We start from the raw sequence: 21290 nt of genomic DNA on the forward strand, positions 1-21290 counted from the left end.
CGATGACTAAGCATCTGTATGCAATATGGTTAGGGGACGTTTTATTTTGCTTCTCTGGCGAAACTTCGGAGCCGAAGGTTGACGCTTGGACTCGCGTAGTGAAGCGGATGGAGCTACAGGGAGGAGTGCGTCCTTTTGCAACTGCTGCTCTGCGTCTGGCAGAAGTGAAATATCCGGCTCCCCCTGTAGAGGGGAAGCCAGCCCGGCGCGGATTGCCCGGACGAACGTTCGAAGGGCTCGCCTTGGTTCCTAGCGATGCATTTCAACTGCTTCTGGCATGGGATGAGACGTTATGCCGAGAACAGGGAGTGGAGCCAGGCGGCGAACTGCGTTACTGGGCAGCAGCGGCACGTTTTGCGCTGGAGCTGATGGGTACTGGCGGGATTACGCCGGGTGCCTTGCCACCACGCCCTGTGGGCTCACGTCGCCGTGGCGGCGAACAGGCGGCGACGGTCTGCTGGTCGCCAGCTTTCCGAAAGCAGGAGGACAAAGAGATCTTTCTGCAGCTGGCAGCATCCATGCCTGTTCTTGCACTAGGAACGCATATCGCAGAGGCAGGGGATTTATCCTCTCGTGATGAGGCTGGAGCATATGTGCTTTACTCCTTTATGCAGGCTGTAATGACTGCTGAGATAAAAAAAGTAATTGCGGGCATTGAAAGTGAGTTAACCCCTTATAAAGCGAATTATCGCCGGGGTTATTCCCCTTTAACTGAACTGTGGTGGAATAGCCTTCTCACGGGAAGCCGAGATATACCCGTGCAAGGAACTCCGGCAGAGGTGACAGACCTTTTGGTCACTGTGAACGAGACCGCTGGCAGCGATGTGCCACATTCAGAACCAGAGGAAGCACGGAGCGGGCAGCTGGGTCTTGGGTTACGGCTGGAGCCGCCAGAAGACAATAATGAAGTGTGGCGGTTAACCTTCTGGGCGGAGAACAAGGAAGAAGGGGAATTCTGGTTTCCCGCCAAATCGATCTGGAGCAGTAAGGAACGAGAGTTTACGTTATGGGGTAAACGCTATCGCAATATCCAGCAGCAGCTGCTTATAGCGCTGGGCCGGGCTGCGAAGATATCGCCGGATATTCAGCGCGCTCTTGCTAAGCCTGCGCCTACGGGGGCGGATTTGGAACCGGAGCGTCTTTATTTCTTTTTGAAGGAGACGGTGCAGCAGCTGCGCGATCGGGGAATAACGGTGCAGATGCCTTCGCGCTGGAGCCGTGAGGGACGCCGCCGCATTGGCATGAAGATGAAAATGCAGCCGGGCGTGAACGGGGGCGATAGTCCGGCGCCCGCAGCTCTGGGTATGGAAGAGCTGATCTCGTTCCGTATTGAGGCCTCGCTTGGAGATAGTACGATTAGTGAGGAAGAATTAAATGCATTAGTAGAGGCCGGTGTACCTTTTGTACGTTTCCGCGGGGAATGGATCGAGATAGATCCTAAAGAAATCCGCCAGGTTCTTAGATATATGAAACGCCATGAAAACGGAGAAATGACTGCCGCGGATTGGATGCGCCTAGAAGCCGAGGATGGTGAGGATCGGCTCTGGAAAGGAATGTCCGTCACTGGGATGGAGACATCCGGGCTGTTGGCATCACTTATGCGCGGAGATGTATTACGTAATCTTCCGGTGCGTCCCGTACCTGAAGGTCTGCATGGAACTTTAAGACCTTATCAGGAGCGGGGTTATCAATGGCTGGCCGAGCTCAGTGGTCTGGGTTTTGGGGTATGTCTCGCCGATGATATGGGTCTAGGTAAAACGGTGCAGGTTATCACCTGCCTGCTGGACCGGGCGTTAAGTGCTCCCCGTGAAGAGAAGCAGGAGCCGGTGCTGATTCTCTGCCCAACTTCGCTTCTTGGCAACTGGCAGCGGGAGCTGCAGCGCTTTGCTCCTTCGCTTAATGTACACATACATCATGGTGGACGCCGTGTTCGGGGAGATAGCTTCTTAGAACTGGCAACCAGTCATGATATCGTACTGACGACCTATCACTTGGCAGGGCGTGACAGCGAGGATTTAGCCAATGTCCAGTGGTCAACAGTAGTGCTGGATGAAGCTCAATATATTAAAAATCACCGGACGAAGCAGGCACAGAGTGTGATGAAATTATCGGCACCGCATCGCATAGCTATGACAGGTACTCCGGTAGAGAACAGACTTGGCGAGTTATGGTCTATTTTCCACTTTTTAAACCCGGGCTATTTAGGAACCTATCATTCCTTCCGGCAGCGTTATGTGTCTGGTGAAGGTGGGGAACGCCTGCGGGAGCTACATCGCTTGGTATCCCCATTCCTGTTGCGGCGTCTGAAGAGTGACCCGGATATTTCTAAGGATTTACCGGAGAAGCTGGAGCTGAAGTCTTATTGCCCGCTGACCGAGACCCAAGCTGCCCTGTATCAGGGTGTCGTGGATGAAATGCTCGGTGTGATCGGGGAGAGCAGTGGTATGGCTCGCCGTGGACTGGTGTTATCCTCTCTGACGAAGCTGAAGCAGATTTGCGATCATCCTCAGCTATTCCGGAAAGAAGAAGGACGGAGTCCACGCAATGAACATTCCGGTAAAATGGAGGTTATGTTCGAGGTGCTGGACAGTGTCGCTGAAGTTGGCGAATCTGTGTTGATCTTTACGCAATACGTAGCGATGGGTGAGCTGCTGGTGAGCAAGCTTACTAAGCGTTATGGTACATCGCCGCTGTTCCTTCATGGGGGGATTCCAAAACGGGAGCGGGACGAGATGGTGCATGATTTTCAAGAGGGCAAGGGGCCAGCCTTCTTCGTGTTATCTCTTAAAGCGGGCGGAGTAGGTTTGAACCTAACCCGGGCCAATCATGTTATTCATTACGATCGCTGGTGGAATCCGGCAGTGGAGAATCAGGCGACAGACCGGGCTTTCCGAATTGGGCAGGATAAGAACGTACAAGTTCATAAGCTGATTTGCCAAGGAACGCTGGAGGAACGTATTGACGAATTAATTGAGCGGAAGAAAAGCCTTTCGGAGCAGGTTGTTGGTTCTGGTGAAACATGGTTGACCGAGATGTCTAATCATGAACTGAAGGAGCTTATTGAACTGCAGGATCAGGATTGGATGTAAAGAAAGACATGAGCAATACGGAGGGATCGAACAATGAGTGAACTGTTAGAGATGCGGCTGGAAGTTGTGCCTGGATTAGTAAAAGCAGCATGGACGGCTTCGCCCGGGAAAGTGACGGGAGGGTCGCGGGCAAAAGGTGAATGGAATGTCGGTACTTCTGCTGTTCCTCAGGGACAAAGAACGGAGCAACCTCTCTCTCTGAAGGTTCCAGTATGGCATGCTGCCCGTAGAAAAGAAATATTGCGGCGTCTGGCGCTAAGTCCGGATGAGGTATTTGCTTTGCTGCAAGGGAGATTGACGGGTGGGCTGGCGGAACTGGAGCTTCTGCCTACAGATACAGAGCTGGAGCAAGCCCTCTTTGAGGGGGAAGGGTTAGAGAACCAGGCGGAGACTCTGCAGCTTATAAAAGAACGACTTGCTGAAGAGCCGCTGCTGGCGCTTTCTCTGAGAGGATTTACTAAGGGAGAACTCCTGGATGGAATATTTGCCCTTTGGGCTGAAAGTGATATAGCTGCCGATGATTCTGAGACAGAGGCAGCCCCAGCTAGTGAGCTTGCAACAGAATTAGCACGGCTAGAGCGCAAGGGCCCCGCAATTTCTTCTGGGGAATGGCTTGCAGAAGCGGCTGCTGAAGGTTCGCTTCACCAGCCGGGACCGCAGTTCCATGAGATTACGGCTAGGCCATTTCCCTCATCGCCGGTAGTAGCAGCGGTAACGGAAGACTGGGGAGCTTTGCTGCCTCAGACACCTAAGGCTCTAGAAGGCCTAACTTTGATTATGAATCGAGTAGCAGAAGCTGCTGCCCGTCGTGCAAGTAAGGCGTAGTCAAACAGCAGTGGAGTTTAGAGAAGCCGCTTCCTATCTGAGGAGGCGGCTTCTTCTTTGTGTAAAGCTTCTGTAACCTTTTACTATTAAACTCTGTCTATGATTATAGAATAGAAGGAAATGGAAAAAGGAGGGTTTCATTTGAGACTATATGCCGTTTTTGCCCCGATAATCATTGCTGGGTTATTTCTGCAATCCTACATGGTAAATGATAATCTTGGTTTAGATTCGAGTATGGGGATAAATACCGCTGAGCTGAAGACGGATATGAATTCTTTGCAGGGGTATCCTGCTAAATTTAGCATGAATGACATAAAGCATGGGTGGGGAATAGATAAGACTGGATTATGGACTACGAACGATGGAGGAAGTAGTTGGTACCATCCGGACAGCAATATTGTTCCTATTCCACAAGAAACAGGCATCTTTGCCGCAGCAAGCTTTTTCCTGAATGCCACAAATGGCTGGATTATAAGTAGTCATGGTATAGGGCAACCTGTCCTGATCTATCATACCTCTGATCAGGGCCAGACCTGGAAGGAGACAAAACTTCCCGTCACGGAGGATTGGGAGCAAGGATACAGTGGCGGTTTTATTCATTTTATCGATGTGAATAACGGGTATGTGCTGCTGGATTCAGAACCTGGTCTCGGGATGATGGAGAAATCCTTGTATCGCACGGCTGATGGCGGGAACAGCTGGAAGCGAATCGGAAATCTAACGGAGAGTATTAAAGCCTATCCAACAGGGATAACCTTTCAGGATTCCCAGAATGGCTGGATCACCTCCAGCAACCATGGGCAAGAATACATTTTAACATTCAGAACTACGGATGGCGGGAAGAGCTGGAAGCCGGAGCAATTAAAGAAGCCAGCTGCTCTGGCAGCCTTTACTTACAGTAATAGTTATCCGCCTAAATTCTCAGGCAAAGACAATATGAAAGGCATCCTGCCGCTGGAGATCGTTGACGATGGGATTCGAAGTATGGTGTTTTACACAAGTGATAACGGAGGCAGGACATGGAAGCTTGGCCCTCAATTGCTCGGTACTGAGGCAGCGAGAACAACATGGCTGAACGCTCGTGAAGGTTGGGCTTTGCAGGAGGGCGGCAAACTGGTGGCGACTGTCAACGGGGGTGTAAGCTGGAGGTTGATTGCGACATCACAGCTATTCGCGAAGGCAGAAAACATTCAGTTCGTTACGCCGAAAAACGGTTGGTTGGCGGGTCCAGGATTTCTAAAGACCACTACAGATGGCGGCGTTACATGGAAGCCTTTGGTTAGTAAGCCTTGAGGCTGAATACAGCGGAACGCCGGGTCATGATTAGCCGTTGGTTGAGGTTTAGGGACTCAGGAGGCGTTATTCACACATTTATCGCCTATCCAGTATGTTTTCGGACTCCAGTGCAGCTATCCTATATAGGAGGGCGCAGATCCGGAGTTTTTTATGCCGTTAGCGACTTTGGGGTCCGTTAGTATGCAAAATGGAGGATTATTTTGCGAATAAGATAGGCTGTGTCCGATAGCACCTTGCTTCGGCGGCGAAGGGTAACGATCAAACGGCCTAATCGATTAAAAAGAAGGGGGTGTCCCAGCAGCCATTGTCATGGCTTATGAGACATCCCCTTAATTTTTGAGAAATGTAGAAATATGAAAGCTTAAACCTGCCCGCCGGCAGGGGATTCCCCTTCTGCAAGTTCCAGAATCTCGCGGCGTAGGCGCAGCATTTTTTGATCCAGTTCATCGGCGGCGCGTGCGGCATCCTTCAATTCTTCCGCAACATGCGAAGGAAGCTGCTTATCGAATTTATAATACAGAATATGTTCCATACTTGCCCAGAAGTCCATGGCTAGGGTTCGCAGCTGTATTTCGGCTTTGACCCAGCGTGTTCCTTCCAGCAGGACGAGCGGAATTGCGACGATAAGATGCAGGCTTTGATACCCATTCGGCTTGGGATGGGCTATATAATCTTTGATCTCCAATACGCGAATGTCTTCGCGTGTGCTGAGGTGATCAACCAGACGGTAAATATCTTTAACAAAAGCACATACAATCCGCATACCTGCAATATCGTGAATGTGCTGCTCCATATTTTCCAAGTTGAACTCGAAACCTTTGCGCTCCATCTTTTGAAGGATGCTCTTGGGTTCTTTAATTCGGCATTTAACATGCTCGATGGGACTGAAGCCGTCACGGACCTGCCATTCCGTTTTGATCACATCGATTTTATTCTCAAGATCGTTTAGTGCATGGCGATAGAGTGCTGGCAGAGACTTGAACTCATTGATAAGATTTGTGAAATCCTCGTTATCTTGCCAATGTTGCAGATCCTTAACGTGTACCTGCATCTGTTTTAGCGTAAGCTGTGTGCTGTCATGTTCTTCCACTGAAACTCTCCCAATTTCGTTATTTGTGATTAATTCTATTTTAACCGATGTAGAACCCCTGACGCAAAATAACGTCTGAAATCAGGGAAAATAAGAATTTATAGGAACATTCTCCGCTAAATCGCGTATTAAAGCACATTAATGAATCTGTTCGATACATTTGGTATGATAGAAACACGTATCGCTGGAGAGGGAGGAACTGTAATGAGTTTTATGAAACGAATCAAAGATAGTGCGAGCCGGGTTACCGAAAAAGCACAAAGCTCTGTTGAGATCGGCAAGCTGAACGGGCTTATTTCCGATATTGAACGTGAGATGGAAGTGGAATTCACGAAAATGGGCAGGCTTTTTTATGAAGGGTATCGCTCTAAGGATATGTCTGTAGCTGAAGGCAAAATGGTAGAACTGGCACGGACCTGTTCCAAGCTTCAGGAAAAAATTGAAGTCCAACGCGCAAGAATTGCTGAACTGAAAAATGAACGGTTATGTTCTTGTGGCAATGTTGTGGCGCTCGATGCAAATTTTTGTCCAAAGTGTGGAAGTAAGCTGGAGGAGCTAACCACATCAAGAAAGATTCCGTCACCGCCGGTATTCGTCAAAACTGTGGATGAGGACGAAGAGGATGAGGATCAATACTATGGTGCGGATGAGCTAACGGATGAAGAGAAGGAGATTGCAATGAAGCTCCATCCGCAAAGTGTGGTGTATTCTGAGATCCTGCCTTCAGAGGATGATGAGCTGCCATTGGAGGAATATGCGGCGAACGAACATGACATTGAACGGGATCGCAGACATGCTGATCAGCTGGAACGGGAAAGACAAAGACAGCTTGAGCTGGATCGTCGCATCCGCGATTGGAACGCGAATGAACATCAGGAGGAGACCGCAGTCACCCAGGACAGTGGTGTTCGTGATATGATTAAGTGTCAAATCTGTCGGAATGAATTGCCAAAGGGCTCCTTATGGTGTCCACGTTGTGGATCGGAGCAAATATAGTACAGATATCAGTCAGCTTAGGGCTTAGGGGGACAACAAGATGGAACAGCTGCTGCTGCATCTGCGCAATCTGGGCTTCACGGAGATGGAGTCCAAAATCATGGTCGAGCTTGCGACTAAAGGTCAGGCTTCTGGCTATGAGGTTGCCAAACAGCTCGGAGTTTCAAGATCAAATGTGTATGCGGCGCTTCAGCGCCTAACACAGCAGGGATATGTACGATGTGGTGAAGGAGAGCCTGCGCGGTATAGTGTTCTTAATCCGGAGGAGCTGGCGACGATGATCTCGGGAAGAGTTCAAGCTTCGCTGGCTTATATGGAAAGTGAGATGCCTCGCGGGGGACCTGTTAGTCCTTCTTTTTATAATGTAGAGGGCGACCGCAATGTAATGGGGGCGCTGATTCGCCAGCTTAACATGGCAGAGCAGGAGATTGTAGTGGATATGTGGCGCGAGGAAGCGTCGCTTCTGCGGAGCGAACTTGAACAGGCCGAACTGCGTGGCGTTAGGCTTTTATGGGCTTTTGACGGTGGCAATGCTGCTGCTGCCTCTTACCCAGTATGGCCGTCATTCGGAAAAAATTCGCAGCGGGCGGATGGACGGAAGTTCTCATTTGTGATTGACCGGAGCTGGTGTATGTTGGGGATGCGTTATGATGATGGATCCGCGCAAGCAGTGGTAACAGAGCACCCGGTGTTAGTGGAGCTGCTGTTGAATCATTTTACACAGGAAATGGTCTTGTTCGAGCTGGAGCAGGATATGGGCGCAGAATTAGTAGAGCGTTATGGAGAACGTTACAGCAAAATTCATAGCAAATATGTTATGTATGATCAAGGCGATGATGGGGAAGAACAGGCGCAGTAGTTATTATCATAGGGAGGTGAGAAGCATGGAATGTATCGTTCATTTTGAAGTGGTGCACAATGATGGTCCTAAAAAATTGCGTGGACTGTTGTTTCTGGATAAGGGAGCATCTCCTGGAGAAGCAGAATTAGTCGAAATGTTTAAGGATATGAATTTTAACGTGAGACTGGAAGACCGCGAAAAATTGATTTTTAAACCGGTAAATCCGGGGGATTTCTTGGAGATTCGAATTACGGGTTATGATAACGGTCAGGAAAAGAGCAAGGATGATCATAATTTAAAATCGATCGTTGGAAATTTATTGCCTCAGAAGCCGACAGGTCTGTAATGTGGGGAGAATGGATTCAATGATGGGAGAAGGAGGAGCACTATGGAGCTGTTGAGACAAAAAGTGTTGAAAGAAGGTATTGTACTCGGGCAAGGAGTGCTCAAGGTGGATTCTTTTCTGAATCATCAGATGGACCCCTTCCTGATGCGTGAGGTTGGCCGTGAGTTTATCCGCCGGTTCGCTGGCGAAGAAATTACGAAGGTGCTGACTATAGAATCCTCGGGGATTGCTCCGGGGATTATGACAGCATTAGAGCTGGAGGTTCCGCTGATTTTTGCCCGTAAGCAGAAATCGCTGACGCTGACAGAAGACATTTACGTGGAGAAGGTCTACTCCTTCACGAAGAAAGAAACGAATGAAATTACCGTTTCGAAGAAATTCATTGCTCCCGGAGAACGGGTGCTGATTGTTGATGATTTCTTGGCGAATGGTGAAGCCGCCTTCGGACTTGCCCGTATTGTTGAGCAGGCGGGGGGAAGTGTGGTTGGAATTGGTATTGTGATCGAAAAAGCGTTCCAGCCAGGGAATCGGCTGCTGCAGGAAGCGGGATATCGCGTAGAGTCACTTGTGCGTATTGCTTCACTGGAGGACGGAAGAGTCACTTTCGTGGAAGACGAGGAAGAGCCTCTTGTTTGAGGCTTTTGGAATGCATTCTCACACAAAAGCTATAGGATATACAAAACAGCAAGCGACTTGGTAATGAACCAGTCGCTTGCTGTTTTTTGTGTGTATGGTATGCACGGGTCAGGTTACCCGTTGCTGCCGCATGCCGCTGCAGTGTCGACGGGCAGCTGTACGCTGTCCGCCGCCAGCGGCGATAGCACCCGCAGCGCCCCCGGCTCGCAGCGAACGGCCAGCGGCCCTTTGCCGAGGCTCTCGCCGTCGCCGATCGCAGGCCGGGCCTCGGCAAAGCCCACAGCTACGCTACGTCCGCGCAGCATAGACACGAAGGGCAACGCCACATGCTTGCCCTTCAGTACCGTGGGGAACAACCGCAGCAACTGCCCGCGGCTGCACCCATGTACGACGCAGACGTCAAGCTGGCCGTCATCGGCCTTTGCCTGCGGGCAGATCAAAAGCCCGCCGCCGTAGCTGGGCAGGTTGCAGATCGAGACCAGCCATGCCTTCTCGAAGGCGTGCTCCGTACCGTCGCAGACTACGCTTACCCGGCAGGGCTTGAACGTCATCAGCGTATGCAATATGCCGATGATATACGCGAGCTGGCCTGCTCCAATGGCATTGCACAGCCTTTTGTATCGGCTGGCATTCACATTCTCGGCCACTTGAGCATCAAAGCCATTGGCAACGGCTGTTACGGTCAGTCCGTTTGCTCCTGAAAGCAGGTCTGCTTCGATATACCGCTCGCTAAGGGCGGCCTCCAGCGCGGCTTCTATGGAAAGTGGAATGCCAAACCCCCGGGCGGTGTCGTTGCCGGAGCCGGCAGGAATCACGCCCATGGGGATATCTTTGCCGCAAAGTGCACCCAAAATGCTATGGAGCGTGCCGTCACCGCCGATTACAATCACGGCTTTCCAATCCTCGCGATGCTTTAGTGTATTTAAAACAAGGGCTTCTGCACCCTCTACGCTGTGCGTAAACAAGGACATGAAAGGCAGCGAACGCTCCTTCATGAGCGCCTCTACAGTATGCCAGGTCCGGCCGCCTGCTCCCCCGCCGGAACGCGGGTTTATGATAAATAGATACATATGATTTCCTCCAGCCTGTAGAATTCCATTGATGCCCTTTCTACATTGTAAGGAGTGGATGGGCAAAAGGGAATACTTTTCAGCGATCAGAGGGGCTGCTTTTTGGGGGATTACAGATGGCGAATCTGACTTTCTGCGATATCACCTGCCCAAGGGAGTTTATACCACCTGCCACTTAAGGCATGGTAGATCATTAACAGCCACACCCCAAAGCTGCAAAGAGAGACGAGGGCACTCATCAAGGGACCGAGGAATGGGACCAATCCGGTTAGAACGTGGAGGATCATCAGCACCCCGAAGGTAATCAGTGATTGCAGCGAATGGAACAGCACAAAGCGGCTGCGTTTCTCCAATGCGAGAAAGACGACGCCGCCGAGAAAAGGGAAAAAGTAACACAACGCGCCCGCTATATTATCGGGCAATCCGGTGGATGATTTAAAAGGGGACAATGGGCTCACTCTCCTTCTGCTTGGAGAAGAAGGGGCTTGATTGTTCGAATCCTTCTTCCTTACAAGCCTATGACTTGTCAGGAAAAAGTATGTTTAGCTCATTGAAGGGAGAACATACTTTTCAAGCAGCCTGCGAGGGTTCTTCCAGTTGTTTGTCTTGCTCTCTGCTGTAAAGACCACTACAGCATCCAGATTGGGAAAGAGCAGAATCTGCTGCCCGCCATGCCCGTGGGCGAGCTTGTAGGGCTGCCCGCTCATCGTACCGATCCAAAACTGATATCCGTAATCACCAAACGCTGGATATCCCTTAGCTTGAGCGGTAAGTGCATCCTGCAACCAATGTTCTGGGATGATTTGCTGCTCTGCAAACACTCCATTATTCAGCAGGCAGATTCCGAATTTAGCCATATCCCGAGACGTTAGGTGCAAACCGATATGACCCATGCTATGTCCTTCGGGGCTAGGTAACCAAGCGGTATTAGCCATTCGGAGTGGAGTGAATAAATGCTGTGCTGCATAGGAAAATGCATCAAGACCTGTAGATTCACTAATCATTATCGAGATTAGATGTGAGTCGATGCTTCGATATTGGAACTGGCCGATTTGTTCTGGAATAATGTTCAAGCTAAGGCCAAAGGAACCCCAGCGGCGGCTGCGATGGAGGTTCCGAACAAGCGGTTCACCAAGCTTCTTCCCTGTGATCCAGCTAAAACCGGAAGTCATGGTAAGAAGATGACGGAGTGTAATTTTTGAGAGATGTGGGGAGTGAAGGTATGGAATATGCTTGCGAAGGACCTCGGACACAGAAATATGGAGATCAGGCATCTCTCCACGGCCGATAGCGATTCCCGTAAGGACACTGACAAAACTTTTGGTGGCAGAACGGAGATCATTTAATGCTCCAGCATGATGGTCGTTATAATAACGTTCGAAGATAAGTTTTCCATGACGCACAATAAGCATGCTATGCATCTTGGGGTATTCTTTTAGGATAGCTTGATGGGCTTGTTCAAGACCCTCCCTGCGTGTATCGGTGTCTTCTGGCGTTGCGGTAGTCATTAGGGGAATTACAGGCTGGGCCATAAAGATCTCCTTCTCATTTGTTGATAAATACAATTTCGCTTGCTGTATAGGTTATTGTATTTTAACCAGTTTGGAGACATCTGACTTACGAAGACAGCTGTAAAAAATAATATTTTCCAAATAGTACATTTTACAAGGAAAGGTGGAAGTTAATCCGGAATATGATACAATATAACGATAAGGCCCGAAAGGAGTGATTCAGTAAGTGGCTCTTCGGGTAATAAAAGTGTCAAGGAGCTATCGTTCATCAGGCGTCCTTACTCTCAGCCCAAATCACGACGAACCTGCTTCACCGGCAAGGCGGTGTCTCAAAGGCTAGATTTAGCTTTAGATTCCACGTTTTGACGGATAGTGCAAGCCACGTATGTGTACTGGATACTTCACTTGCATTCGAGGTTACGGCGTACTTTTCATCATGCATTCTCTACAACGGAGCATTCATTTTCAATGTTTTGGGAGGGAACTGATCATGGCAAGTAAAGGTCATAACGAAGTCAAGGAAAGTCTACGGGAAATGACACGCATTTTCCGGCCCAAAGATCCCAAGAAATTCGTAAAGGAGTACGTCCGAAAGTATCGGATTACAGGAGGCTATGAAGAAGAACTGACCATGGTCGTGGAACACGAGTTGGTACGGATGAATTCATCCGTCTCCTAGCTAACAGATACGTTTGTCACTTGCTTAACTTTAGACATCATTTTGAGTAATAACATCCACGAGGATTCTTATAAACCGTGCCCGAGCGACTTTTGTTGCTGGAATCGGTTTTTTTTGTATGCCCATTTACGAATAAGGAAAAGTCTTCCTCATAGAATAGTCAAATGAATTAATAGACACACTTTAAATTGAATGCGCTTTCTTTATTATTTTTTATTTGTTTGCGTTTTCATAAAATGCTATAAAATCCAGATGGGACAAGGGTTTATTGTGTGGAAAATTACAATGTGAACTAGTTGTGAACGATTGACAAAACTTTCCCTTAAACTTATATTAATAGTGATTGTTATAATTGACAGAAAAAAACAGGAATCTACGAAATCGGGAAAAGCGGGGTAGATCAATGATGAAAACGTGGCAGGCTGTAAAGCGACTCCTTCCCATGACCGCTATGTTTGGACTCTTTCTTGCCGGGTGCGGTCGTGAGGACTTGTCAGTACTCAGACCACAGGGACCTGCAGCAGACAGATCTTACGGATTAATGGAGCTGTCGATCAGCATTATGATCGTGGTGTTGCTGATTGTCTTTACGATTGCAGCTTATGTACTGATCCGCTTCCGCAGAAGACCGGGTCAGAATGAAATCCCTGAGCAGGTTGAGGGCAGTATGAAACTTGAGATTCTCTGGACAGTCATTCCGCTCATCCTTGTTGTAGTACTGGCCGTGCCAACGGTTAAAGCTGTGTTTGCCGCTGGAGATGATCATTCCAATGACAAGAATGCGATCAAGGTTAAAGTAACCGGCCACCAATACTGGTGGGAGTTTGAGTATACCGACTATAAGGTAACTACAGCGCAGGACCTGATTATTCCGGTGGGCAAAGATATCGCCTTTGAACTGGAAACTAAAGATGTGCTGCACTCCTTCTGGGTCCCTTCTCTTTCCGGTAAAATCGATACCAACCCAGCTGGAACGATTAACCGCTTTAGCTTTAGTGCGCCTAATGAAGGCGTTTACCGTGGGAAATGTGCGGAGCTATGTGGACCTTCTCATGGATTGATGGAATTTAAGGTGAAATCAGTTAGTGAACAAGAGTTTCAAAAGTGGATTGATTCGATGAAAGCACCTGTAGCTGTGCTGCCAGAGGATCCTGCTTTAGCTGAGAAGTTCAAAGCGGCATGTCTGACTTGCCACGCTGTAGGCGATCAAGGGATTAATAATGCGCCGAACTTGACCGGAATTGGTTCTCGGGAATCGATTGCTGGAATTCTGCTCAACGACGACACGAGGGAAGATGGTGCGCCGATTGAAGAGAATCTCAAAACCTGGCTGCACGACCCGCAATCCGTAAAACCAGGCAATCTGATGCCTAACCCCAAAGATCTGGGCCTGAGTGATGCTGAGATTGATGGCATTGCAGAGTATCTGGCCAACTATAAGCTGGACTAATGCCTTAGCCTAAAGGCGGGCGGAACTTTCGAAAAGGGGGGACGAACTTTGGCTCAAGCAGCGCATACCTTGAATTCATCCAAGCCTCTGGGGCACGGCCACAGTGTGAAGCGCCATACAGGACTTATGGATTGGCTAACAACCGTCGATCACAAAAAAATCGCGATTTTGTACCTATGGGCCGGAGGATTATTTTTTGGCATCGGGGGAATTGAAGCGCTTCTGATTCGTTGGCAGCTCATCAAGCCGATGAATAACTTTTTGGATGCACAAACGTTTAATGAACTCATAACCATGCATGGTACGACGATGATCTTCCTCGGCGTCATGCCAGTCATCTTCGCACTCATGAATGCCGTCATTCCGCTACAGATCGGTGCACGTGACGTAGCCTTTCCTTTTCTAAATGCACTTGGTTTCTGGACCTTCCTGTTCGGCGGGATTCTACTGAATCTTAGCTGGGTTATGGGTGGTGCTCCTGATGCCGGGTGGACCGCCTACACCCCACTATCTACGAGTACATACAGCACTACACACGGTGTAGACTTCTATACGATCGGCTTGCAAATTGCCGGATTAGGGACCCTCATCGGGGGGATTAACTTTCTAGCCACGATCATTACGATGCGTGCGCCGGGAATGACCTATATGCGGATGCCGATGTTCGCCTGGACTACATTTATTACTTCCGCCATTATTTTGTTTGCTTTTCCAGCAATAACAGTGGGTTTAGTACTACTGACATTCGACCGGATTTTAGGAGCCAATTTCTTCGAAGTCGGAGCCGGAGGAAGTCCAGTGCTATGGCAGCATATCTTCTGGATATTTGGTCACCCGGAAGTGTATATTCTCATTCTGCCTGCCTTCGGGATTATTTCCGAGGTCATCCCAACCTTTTCGCGTAAAAGACTGTTCGGATATAGCTCCATGGTGTTTGCAACCATCTTGATCGCCTTCTTAGGTTTTATGGTTTGGGCTCACCACATGTTCACAACTGGACTTGGACCTGTAGCTAACGCGTTGTTCTCCGTATCAACGATGTTAATTGCGGTTCCAACTGGGATTAAAATTTTTAACTGGTTGTTCACGATGTGGGGCGGACAAGTACGTTTCACAACCCCTAACCTGTTCGCTGTAGGATTTATTCCTACATTTACTATGGGGGGAGTTACTGGAGTGATGCTGGCGTCCGCACCTGCTGACTTTCAGTTCCATGATACGTATTTTGTTGTAGCGCATTTCCACTATGTTATTGTAGGTGGTTTGGTGCTTGGCCTGTTCGCAGGTCTGCACTACTGGTGGCCAAAAATGTTCGGAAGGATGCTGAGTGAGACGCTGGGCAAGTGGACTTTCTGGACGTTTATCATCGGATTCCATCTGACCTTTTTTGTACAGCATTTCCTTGGGCTTATGGGGATGCAGCGCCGCGTATTTACTTATTTACCAAATCAGCAATTTGATTTGCTAAATCTAGTCAGTACCATTGGTGCAGGACTTATGGGTGTTGGTATGATTATTTTCTTGGTGAACATCTTCCTGACTTCCAGAAAACCAGCGGATGCAGGCAATGATCCGTGGGAGGATGGACGTACATTGGAATGGACCATTCCTTCACCGCCGCCAGAATATAACTTCAAGCAAACACCTCTTATTCGGGGGATTGATGCCTTCTGGAAAGAAAAAGTAGCAGGGAATAAAGGCATGACACCAGCAGAGCCGGTGGGCTCAATTCATATGCCGTCAGCAACGATTTTACCGTTTACGATGTCTATCGGAATTTTTATCGCTGGGCTTGGCTTTATGTTTAGCCGTGATGAATTCGGCAATGCTTTTATGAGCTTCCTGTTTAATAATTATATCGTTACAGCCATCGGTCTTATTATTACATTTGGATCCATGCTGATGCGTTCGCTGTATGATGATCACGGATGGCATATTGAACCTGAAGAGCTGGAAGGAAGTGAGCGGACATGACAACGGCACATGCAGAAGCTTCTAAGGATACCTTTCCGCACGAGCCGGAAAAAGCTACGCTCGAAGGACGCAACAAGGTTCTTGCCTTTTGGCTGTTTCTAGGCGGCGAAGCGGTATTGTTCGGCACGTTGTTCGCTACTTTCCTCGCACTGCGTAATCAGACGAATGAGGGGCCTTCGGCGAATGAACTGTTTCACCTGCCGCTTGTAGCCGCTGCAACATTCATCCTGCTGGTAAGCAGTCTGACGAGTGTATTCGCTATTCAAGCGATGCACAGAAATCGGCCGGCACTGCTACGGAATTGGCTTTTAGTTACTGTAGGTTTAGGTTTAGGTTTCCTGGTTTTGGAGATCTATGAGTTTACTCAATATGTAAGACACGAAGAATTCGGAATGACCACAAGTGCATTCAGCTCGGCATTCTACACACTGGTAGGATTTCATGGTGCGCACGTAGCTTTCGGGATCGCTTGGATCTCCATCTTGATCGGGCAGCTCGCCCGCAAGGGGTTAACGGTAGTTACTGCACCAAAAGTGTATGTGTCAGCCATGTACTGGCATTTTATCGATGTAGTATGGGTCTTCATCTTTACGGTTGTATACCTACTCGGAAAGGTGGGCTAGGCACTATGACGACGGATCAGCATATGCCAGATAGCGGCGGGTATAAGCAACGTCATCGGCATGAAGGACCACAGAAACATATTGTTGTCTTTATTTTCTCCATTGTCTTAACATTGATTGCTTTCGCTGCTGTAGCGGCTGGGGGCGTAAATGCAACCTTTGCGATTATTTTGCTGCTGGTAATGGCTGTTCTTCAGGTTATTGTGCAGATGGGCTTCTGGATGCATCTAAAAGATAAAGGGCATCTTCTGCCGATTCTCTTCATGCTGGGCGGCTTCTTTATCGCTGGGACCTGTATTGTTATGTCGCTGTATTGGGTTTGGTGGAATTAACGGACGATAATGAAAGAGGTGGGCTGCGATGCCCCCTCTTTTTGATGTTTAGATATATGAATTCCTGCGCTAGGAGGTTGGGATTATGCTGGGATTAGAATACTTTAGTTTTGCTGAACTATGGAGTCCGCTTTTTCTAGCGGTAATGCTGCTGCTGACAGCAGGTTATTTTGTGTGGATTGGTCCGATTGCTGGGCGTTCTGCCGATTCATTATCGGTGCCATTTTGGCGTAGAGCGTTATTTGTCTGTGGGATGCTTGCCCTTTACCTGGCACAAGGAGGACCCATTAGCCTTTTAGGGCATATGATGTTTTCCTTCCACATGGTCAGTATGGCCTTGTCTTATCTGGTAGCGGTGCCGCTGATTATGCTTGGAATTCCAGATTTTATCTGGCGCAGGATACTAAAGGTGAATCCGCTTCGGCGGTTATCTTTTTTAGCTCATCCGGTAGTAGCTGCTCTATTGTTTAACGGGCTTTTTTCCTTGTACCATATTCCTGTTATTCATGATTATGTGATGCTGCATTTTACTGTTCATCGTATTTATTACATTGTTTTGTTCCTGACTTCTGCTTTAATGTGGTGGACACTGATTAATCCGCTGCCGGAACATCGTATGGCGAGTGGGCTTGGGAAGATTGGGTTTATTTTTCTGAACATGGTATTGCTGACGCCAGCTTGCGGGCTGATTATATTTGCCGATCATCCGCTCTACGCCACTTACAGTGATCCAGAGACTTGGGCGCGTGCTATGGGCTATTGTATCTCGGGTGACCCCTCTGTTTTACTTCAGAATTTTGGAGGTCCTGCATTCTTTGAAGTGATGTCGCCGAAGGTGGATCAACAGGTAGGAGGCATCGCGATGAAGTTCATTCAGGAATTTATTTTTGCCTCTATGCTTGCTTATGTGTTCTATCATTGGTATAAAAAAGAGAACGGACAAGACGACGATGAATTGTCGACGCCATCCTCAACACTTCAGGAGAGCAACTTGAACCGTGCATAACTGGTAGACTGCCGAGGGGGAGAATCATGGATATTTTCACAGTGTTTCCGACTATTAGTACGTCATTCATCGTGATCAGCGCGGTGCTGGTGGCTATAGGTTGGTGGCTCATTATCAAGGGCAAACGCGAGGCGCATAAGAAAACGATGATTGCTGCCGCTATCGCTGCGCTGCTGTTTTTTATTGTTTACGTATCGAGAACGTTGTTTGTGGGAAATACCTCATGGGGTGGACCGGATGAACTGAAGACAATTTATCAAGTGTTTTTGATCTTCCATATCGTTCTGGCAACCGTAGCTGCGGTATTCGGACTTACTACGTTAACTCTTGGTTTCAAGGCGAAGTATTCCAAGCACCGTAAGTGGGGCAGAGTGACATCGATAATTTGGTTTATCACAGCGATTACAGGCGTTATGGTGTACGTGCTGTTGTATGTTTTGTATCCAGGTGGACATACCAAGCCGGTGTGGGAAGTTATTTTGGGAGCGTAAAATAAGTGCTTGAATAGAGCACAGAGTTTAGTGCGTTGAGCGAATGAACAGCACTAGAGTAGCAGAACCGTAAATAGTTATGAAATAAGCCTATATATCTGCATGTTCCTGAGTAGGGATTGCGGGTGATGGGCTTATTTTGGTTTGTAGAGCTTCGGGATCTGTCCCGAAACTGAACGAAGTTAGCTCGAAAAAGACGCAATTAGGGAAAACCTCCCTGATAATGCACGAAATTAGCTAAAAAAGGCCATAATTAGGGAAATCCTCCCTGAAAGTGAATGGATTTAGCTCAATAACGGAGTAATAGCTGAATTTTTGGGGAGGATTTCCCTAAAAACTAATAATCTAAGCTCGGTTGGGCAGATTTTAGGGAGTTTTTCCCTAATGTTAATCCGCCCGGCAGTCGCCCATATCCCATACTTGAAACTGCACTAGCAGCCGAAACGGTATCCCACACCCGAAACCTGAACCAGTCAGCAGCCGAATCAGCACCCCGCCCCCGATACCGCACCATCCGCCATACCCGCCTCCCTCAACACACATCACACCAACACGTTGCATAGAAGCAAGAGTGAGCTCTTACTACTTCATTTCCAGAATGAATTATCTAATAAACTCCATTATCCCAGTTACATTCGCCCCGTAGCATTCTGCCTCAATTCCCCTTCATTGTATTTAATCTCAATAAATAAGCGTTACCTAACGTTTGAGAGTGTCTTCATAAGCTTGAAGTATGAGGTTGCCCAAACCTCCTATTTCTTTTGAATAATTTCCAGTTACAGGATTGACAATGAAAAACCAAGGTCATATACTGTGTATATAGATATATACAGTAAGCACAGGGATATGAACACCTGCTTCTGCTAGACGCTGAAGACATTGTAAAGCGAGGTTAGCATTAATGAGAACATTAAAAGATTCATGGTTTATGTTGCGCTCTGATTTTCGCGGAGACAAATTAAAAATATTAGGGACCCTCGTGATAACAGTTGTTTTTATGAGTTATCTTGGTGGACTGACTAGCCTGATAGCAAATGATGTACTAGGTGAGCAGGATCGGACGATGCTAGCGGATTTCTTATTTCTCTCCTTTATCCCCTTATTGGGATTAACATTCTCTCGCCGCTCCATGAAATATTGGAGTGAAGACTCTTACACAAAAATGTTGGTTTACTTACGAACTTTACCGATCCCAGCTGCAGTAATATTATCGCGGAGGAAACTTCAGGGTGTGGGCTCCTTTACTCTAAATGGTACGTTATTCTTCGTTATTATTTACTTGTTAGGAGAGAATTTCCGGGCAGAGCTGACGGTTCCTTCGTACATAGCTTTTGCGATTACTTGGCTCGGCTTCGGATTCATGGTCTCAGGTCTATATATTTTTATTGAATATCTTTTTAGCGGCAAAGCTTATCTATGGCTAACATTGCTTATCGTAGTTTTATCGTGGGCAACATCGTTCTTAGTTACACTGGGCGGAGGCAGTTTGTTCTTATACAGTATCTCCTATTCGAAGGAGTGGGGGCTGTTATCTCCGATCATGTGGGGGTCACTTCTGCTGGGAACAATATCTGTGCAGTTATTCTCTAAATGGACTATACATCGGCTGAAAAGTCGCAATCTCATATAAAAAATCGGAAATGGCAAGGACTGCGCTCTAGCACGCTAGAGTGGAAGGCGAGGTGTAAATAATGTGGATACCGGTACAAATCAACGAAAATAGTGCAGAGCCCCTCTATCATCAAATAGAGACTCAGCTTAGATCATTAATCATTAGCGGAGTCATTACAGAAGGTACGCTGCTGCCCTCGATTCGTGAGTTCGCAGGAGATCTGAAATGCAGTGTAATTACCGTGCGGCGGGTATATCAGGATCTGGAGAACGAAGGTTTGCTGCGAACGCGACAAGGAACGGGTACCTTTGTATCCCATGTAGGTGACGGAGCCATGGAAGAATATAAACGTGAAACGGTTGGCAAAGCACTTGAGAGTGCAGTGGATATCGGCCGATCGGTACATTGCAGCAAGGATGAAATTGAACAGATTTTTATGGAGATTATAGAACGCAAGTATAGAGAAAAGGATTGAGAGGGGGCGCTTACTCATATGGTACAGATGGCTATAGAATTGCGGAATGTACTTAAACGGCGGCGAAACAAGACGATAGGGCCACTGACCCTGAATCTGCCTAAAGGATATATTACAGCTTTGGTAGGTCAGAATGGATCTGGCAAAAGTACGCTGCTGAATCTGCTGATGCAGCTGACTAATCCAGAGGAAGGCGAGATATATTGGTTCGAGAACAGGTATGATAGCGGGTTGTCTCTGGAGCTTCGTCAGACCATTGCCTATGTTCCTGAAACGTCAATTACTGAGGAGAACCACTGGAATGCAGAGGAGGCAGCTCGATTTCGGAAGTATTGGTATCCAAATTGGGACGATCAGTATTTTCACGAGCTGATGGATCGCTTTGAGGTTCCGTATCGTATGAGACTTTCGAAGATGTCTAAAGGGGAGCGCCGGAAATTCGAAATTGCTGTAGCACTTGCGGCACGGCCAAGTCTGCTGCTATTGGATGAACCTTCATCGGGTCTTGATCCTTTTGCCTGGAAGATTATGATCGAGACACTTCGTAAATATATGGATGAGCACAACGCAACGATTATCATCTCCACACACATTGTGGATGAGGTGCGACGGCTGGCGGATTATATCGTCCTTATGCATCGGGGAGAACTGCTGGGTATGGCTGAAAAAGACAGTCTGTTCGGTGCTTGGACCGAGGTTTGGGTGAATGCTGCGGATGAAGAGGAGCTTGCGGAGTTATCGGCTGAGTTGCCAGGAGGCTTGCACTTTACCATGGATACACCGGGTGTAGCTTCTTTTATCATAGAACAATTTTCTGAAAACGAGAAACGCATTCATGACTTGGGCGTAAAGGTTATCAAGAGCCGCAGTTTGGAGCTGGACGAAATATTAAGTTTATGGACACAGGGTCATCGTCCTATTCTAATTGACCACAAGAGAGGGGACTAG

Annotated in this window: 22 protein-coding genes; 17 read left to right on the forward strand and 5 right to left on the reverse strand. The window is 48.0% G+C overall.

From position 1 onward, the window contains the following. Window positions 1-2: 2 nt before the first annotated feature. The 3 genes from MHI32_RS02880 (at window position 3) to MHI32_RS02890 (ending at window position 5207) form a co-directional block, all read left to right on the forward strand. The gene (locus MHI32_RS02880) at window positions 3-3089 is read left to right on the forward strand and encodes a DEAD/DEAH box helicase (RefSeq protein ID WP_076193696.1); all 3087 of its coding nucleotides are present in this window, start codon (window positions 3-5) and stop codon (window positions 3087-3089) included. A gap of 33 nt (window positions 3090-3122) precedes the next feature. Further along, window positions 3123-3914 carry a hypothetical protein gene (locus tag MHI32_RS02885; protein ID WP_076193698.1) on the forward strand — a complete coding sequence of 264 codons (792 nt, stop codon included), beginning with the start codon at window positions 3123-3125 and terminating at the stop codon, window positions 3912-3914. A gap of 141 nt (window positions 3915-4055) precedes the next feature. Further along, window positions 4056-5207 (forward strand): YCF48-related protein, encoded by a 1152-nt coding sequence (locus tag MHI32_RS02890; protein ID WP_076282514.1) that lies wholly within the window; start codon window positions 4056-4058, stop codon window positions 5205-5207. Between the two features lie 364 nt (window positions 5208-5571). Here MHI32_RS02890 and MHI32_RS02895 read toward each other — a convergent pair whose 3' ends face one another. Then, a complete protein-coding gene (locus MHI32_RS02895) occupies window positions 5572-6300 on the reverse strand; it encodes a GTP pyrophosphokinase family protein (protein ID WP_076218890.1) in 729 nt (242 codons plus the stop codon). Between the two features lie 204 nt (window positions 6301-6504). Between MHI32_RS02895 and MHI32_RS02900 the strand changes: the two genes are divergently transcribed. The 4 genes from MHI32_RS02900 to MHI32_RS02915 are packed head-to-tail and all read left to right on the forward strand — an operon-like array spanning window position 6505 to window position 9119. After that, window positions 6505-7296: a zinc ribbon domain-containing protein gene (locus tag MHI32_RS02900; RefSeq protein ID WP_076124493.1), complete on the forward strand. Its 792-nt coding sequence runs from the start codon at window positions 6505-6507 to the stop codon at window positions 7294-7296. A gap of 40 nt (window positions 7297-7336) precedes the next feature. Further along, window positions 7337-8155, forward strand: a complete 819-nt coding sequence (locus MHI32_RS02905; protein ID WP_076124492.1) for a TrmB family transcriptional regulator — start codon at window positions 7337-7339, stop codon at window positions 8153-8155. Between the two features lie 25 nt (window positions 8156-8180). Beyond that, window positions 8181-8483 carry a hypothetical protein gene (locus MHI32_RS02910; protein WP_038568522.1) on the forward strand — a complete coding sequence of 101 codons (303 nt, stop codon included), beginning with the start codon at window positions 8181-8183 and terminating at the stop codon, window positions 8481-8483. A 42-nt stretch (window positions 8484-8525) separates the two neighbouring features. After that, entirely contained in the window at window positions 8526-9119 is a 594-nt protein-coding gene (locus MHI32_RS02915) for a xanthine phosphoribosyltransferase (protein WP_076101352.1), read from the forward strand. 113 nt (window positions 9120-9232) lie between these two features. Here MHI32_RS02915 and MHI32_RS02920 read toward each other — a convergent pair whose 3' ends face one another. The 3 genes from MHI32_RS02920 to MHI32_RS02930 form a co-directional block, all read right to left on the reverse strand. Continuing rightward, window positions 9233-10189, reverse strand: a complete 957-nt coding sequence (locus MHI32_RS02920) for a diacylglycerol kinase family protein (RefSeq protein WP_052096739.1) — start codon at window positions 10187-10189, stop codon at window positions 9233-9235. A gap of 110 nt (window positions 10190-10299) precedes the next feature. After that, window positions 10300-10638 carry a membrane protein gene (locus tag MHI32_RS02925; RefSeq protein ID WP_036682511.1) on the reverse strand — a complete coding sequence of 113 codons (339 nt, stop codon included), beginning with the start codon at window positions 10636-10638 and terminating at the stop codon, window positions 10300-10302. A 93-nt stretch (window positions 10639-10731) separates the two neighbouring features. Then, entirely contained in the window at window positions 10732-11721 is a 990-nt protein-coding gene (locus tag MHI32_RS02930) for a serine hydrolase (protein WP_076276043.1), read from the reverse strand. 469 nt (window positions 11722-12190) lie between these two features. On the opposite strand from MHI32_RS02930, the gene MHI32_RS02935 reads away from it, so the two are divergent. The 7 genes from MHI32_RS02935 (at window position 12191) to MHI32_RS02965 (ending at window position 18255) form a co-directional block, all read left to right on the forward strand. Then, the gene (locus MHI32_RS02935) at window positions 12191-12379 is read left to right on the forward strand and encodes a hypothetical protein (RefSeq protein ID WP_019913840.1); all 189 of its coding nucleotides are present in this window, start codon (window positions 12191-12193) and stop codon (window positions 12377-12379) included. A 403-nt stretch (window positions 12380-12782) separates the two neighbouring features. Beyond that, window positions 12783-13829: a cytochrome c oxidase subunit II gene (coxB, locus tag MHI32_RS02940; RefSeq protein WP_076124488.1), complete on the forward strand. Its 1047-nt coding sequence runs from the start codon at window positions 12783-12785 to the stop codon at window positions 13827-13829. 126 nt (window positions 13830-13955) lie between these two features. Further along, window positions 13956-15803, forward strand: a complete 1848-nt coding sequence (gene ctaD, locus MHI32_RS02945; protein WP_076124740.1) for a cytochrome c oxidase subunit I — start codon at window positions 13956-13958, stop codon at window positions 15801-15803. Further along, window positions 15800-16426 carry a cytochrome (ubi)quinol oxidase subunit III gene (locus MHI32_RS02950; protein WP_038568531.1) on the forward strand — a complete coding sequence of 209 codons (627 nt, stop codon included), beginning with the start codon at window positions 15800-15802 and terminating at the stop codon, window positions 16424-16426. Before ctaD ends, MHI32_RS02950 begins: the two co-directional genes overlap by 4 nt. Window positions 16427-16431: 5 nt before the next feature. After that, a complete protein-coding gene (locus tag MHI32_RS02955) occupies window positions 16432-16758 on the forward strand; it encodes a cytochrome C oxidase subunit IV family protein (RefSeq protein WP_036682505.1) in 327 nt (108 codons plus the stop codon). A gap of 85 nt (window positions 16759-16843) precedes the next feature. Next, window positions 16844-17764 carry a cytochrome c oxidase assembly factor CtaG gene (gene ctaG, locus MHI32_RS02960; protein WP_339189351.1) on the forward strand — a complete coding sequence of 307 codons (921 nt, stop codon included), beginning with the start codon at window positions 16844-16846 and terminating at the stop codon, window positions 17762-17764. Between the two features lie 26 nt (window positions 17765-17790). Beyond that, window positions 17791-18255, forward strand: a complete 465-nt coding sequence (locus MHI32_RS02965) for a DUF420 domain-containing protein (RefSeq protein ID WP_076124485.1) — start codon at window positions 17791-17793, stop codon at window positions 18253-18255. A 387-nt stretch (window positions 18256-18642) separates the two neighbouring features. On the opposite strand, the gene MHI32_RS02970 is transcribed toward MHI32_RS02965, so the two are convergent. Next, a complete protein-coding gene (locus MHI32_RS02970) occupies window positions 18643-18816 on the reverse strand; it encodes a hypothetical protein (RefSeq protein WP_179088739.1) in 174 nt (57 codons plus the stop codon). Window positions 18817-19156: 340 nt separating this feature from the next. Here MHI32_RS02970 and MHI32_RS02975 point away from each other — a divergent pair, with 340 nt between their 5' ends. The 3 genes from MHI32_RS02975 (at window position 19157) to MHI32_RS02985 (ending at window position 21290) form a co-directional block, all read left to right on the forward strand. Continuing rightward, the gene (locus MHI32_RS02975) at window positions 19157-19885 is read left to right on the forward strand and encodes a hypothetical protein (protein WP_340011859.1); all 729 of its coding nucleotides are present in this window, start codon (window positions 19157-19159) and stop codon (window positions 19883-19885) included. A gap of 61 nt (window positions 19886-19946) precedes the next feature. Then, window positions 19947-20342, forward strand: a complete 396-nt coding sequence (locus tag MHI32_RS02980; protein ID WP_076185182.1) for a GntR family transcriptional regulator — start codon at window positions 19947-19949, stop codon at window positions 20340-20342. Between the two features lie 18 nt (window positions 20343-20360). Continuing rightward, a complete protein-coding gene (locus tag MHI32_RS02985) occupies window positions 20361-21290 on the forward strand; it encodes an ABC transporter ATP-binding protein (RefSeq protein WP_340011860.1) in 930 nt (309 codons plus the stop codon).

Origin of the sequence: Paenibacillus sp. FSL H7-0690, assembly GCF_037980415.1 — a bacterium.
GTDB lineage: Bacteria > Bacillota > Bacilli > Paenibacillales > Paenibacillaceae > Paenibacillus_AQ > Paenibacillus_AQ odorifer.

Excerpts from the sequence above, each read along its gene's own strand:
- ctaG (WP_339189351.1), top strand. The coding sequence starts at position 16,844 with ATGCTGGGATTAGAATACTTTAGTTTTGCTGAACTATGGAGTCCGCTT.
- MHI32_RS02980 (WP_076185182.1), top strand. The coding sequence starts at position 19,947 with ATGTGGATACCGGTACAAATCAACGAAAATAGTGCAGAGCCCCTCTAT.
- ctaD (WP_076124740.1), top strand. The coding sequence starts at position 13,956 with ATGGATTGGCTAACAACCGTCGATCACAAAAAAATCGCGATTTTGTAC.
- MHI32_RS02965 (WP_076124485.1), top strand. The coding sequence starts at position 17,791 with ATGGATATTTTCACAGTGTTTCCGACTATTAGTACGTCATTCATCGTG.
- MHI32_RS02885 (WP_076193698.1), top strand. The coding sequence starts at position 3,123 with ATGAGTGAACTGTTAGAGATGCGGCTGGAAGTTGTGCCTGGATTAGTA.
- MHI32_RS02905 (WP_076124492.1), top strand. The coding sequence starts at position 7,337 with ATGGAACAGCTGCTGCTGCATCTGCGCAATCTGGGCTTCACGGAGATG.
- MHI32_RS02930 (WP_076276043.1), bottom strand. The coding sequence starts at position 11,721 with ATGGCCCAGCCTGTAATTCCCCTAATGACTACCGCAACGCCAGAAGAC.
- MHI32_RS02985 (WP_340011860.1), top strand. The coding sequence starts at position 20,361 with ATGGTACAGATGGCTATAGAATTGCGGAATGTACTTAAACGGCGGCGA.
- MHI32_RS02915 (WP_076101352.1), top strand. The coding sequence starts at position 8,526 with ATGGAGCTGTTGAGACAAAAAGTGTTGAAAGAAGGTATTGTACTCGGG.
- MHI32_RS02910 (WP_038568522.1), top strand. The coding sequence starts at position 8,181 with ATGGAATGTATCGTTCATTTTGAAGTGGTGCACAATGATGGTCCTAAA.
- MHI32_RS02950 (WP_038568531.1), top strand. The coding sequence starts at position 15,800 with ATGACAACGGCACATGCAGAAGCTTCTAAGGATACCTTTCCGCACGAG.
- MHI32_RS02900 (WP_076124493.1), top strand. The coding sequence starts at position 6,505 with ATGAGTTTTATGAAACGAATCAAAGATAGTGCGAGCCGGGTTACCGAA.
- MHI32_RS02975 (WP_340011859.1), top strand. The coding sequence starts at position 19,157 with ATGAGAACATTAAAAGATTCATGGTTTATGTTGCGCTCTGATTTTCGC.
- MHI32_RS02970 (WP_179088739.1), bottom strand. The coding sequence starts at position 18,816 with ATGCAACGTGTTGGTGTGATGTGTGTTGAGGGAGGCGGGTATGGCGGA.
- MHI32_RS02920 (WP_052096739.1), bottom strand. The coding sequence starts at position 10,189 with ATGTATCTATTTATCATAAACCCGCGTTCCGGCGGGGGAGCAGGCGGC.
- MHI32_RS02935 (WP_019913840.1), top strand. The coding sequence starts at position 12,191 with ATGGCAAGTAAAGGTCATAACGAAGTCAAGGAAAGTCTACGGGAAATG.
- MHI32_RS02955 (WP_036682505.1), top strand. The coding sequence starts at position 16,432 with ATGACGACGGATCAGCATATGCCAGATAGCGGCGGGTATAAGCAACGT.
- MHI32_RS02880 (WP_076193696.1), top strand. The coding sequence starts at position 3 with ATGACTAAGCATCTGTATGCAATATGGTTAGGGGACGTTTTATTTTGC.
- coxB (WP_076124488.1), top strand. The coding sequence starts at position 12,783 with ATGATGAAAACGTGGCAGGCTGTAAAGCGACTCCTTCCCATGACCGCT.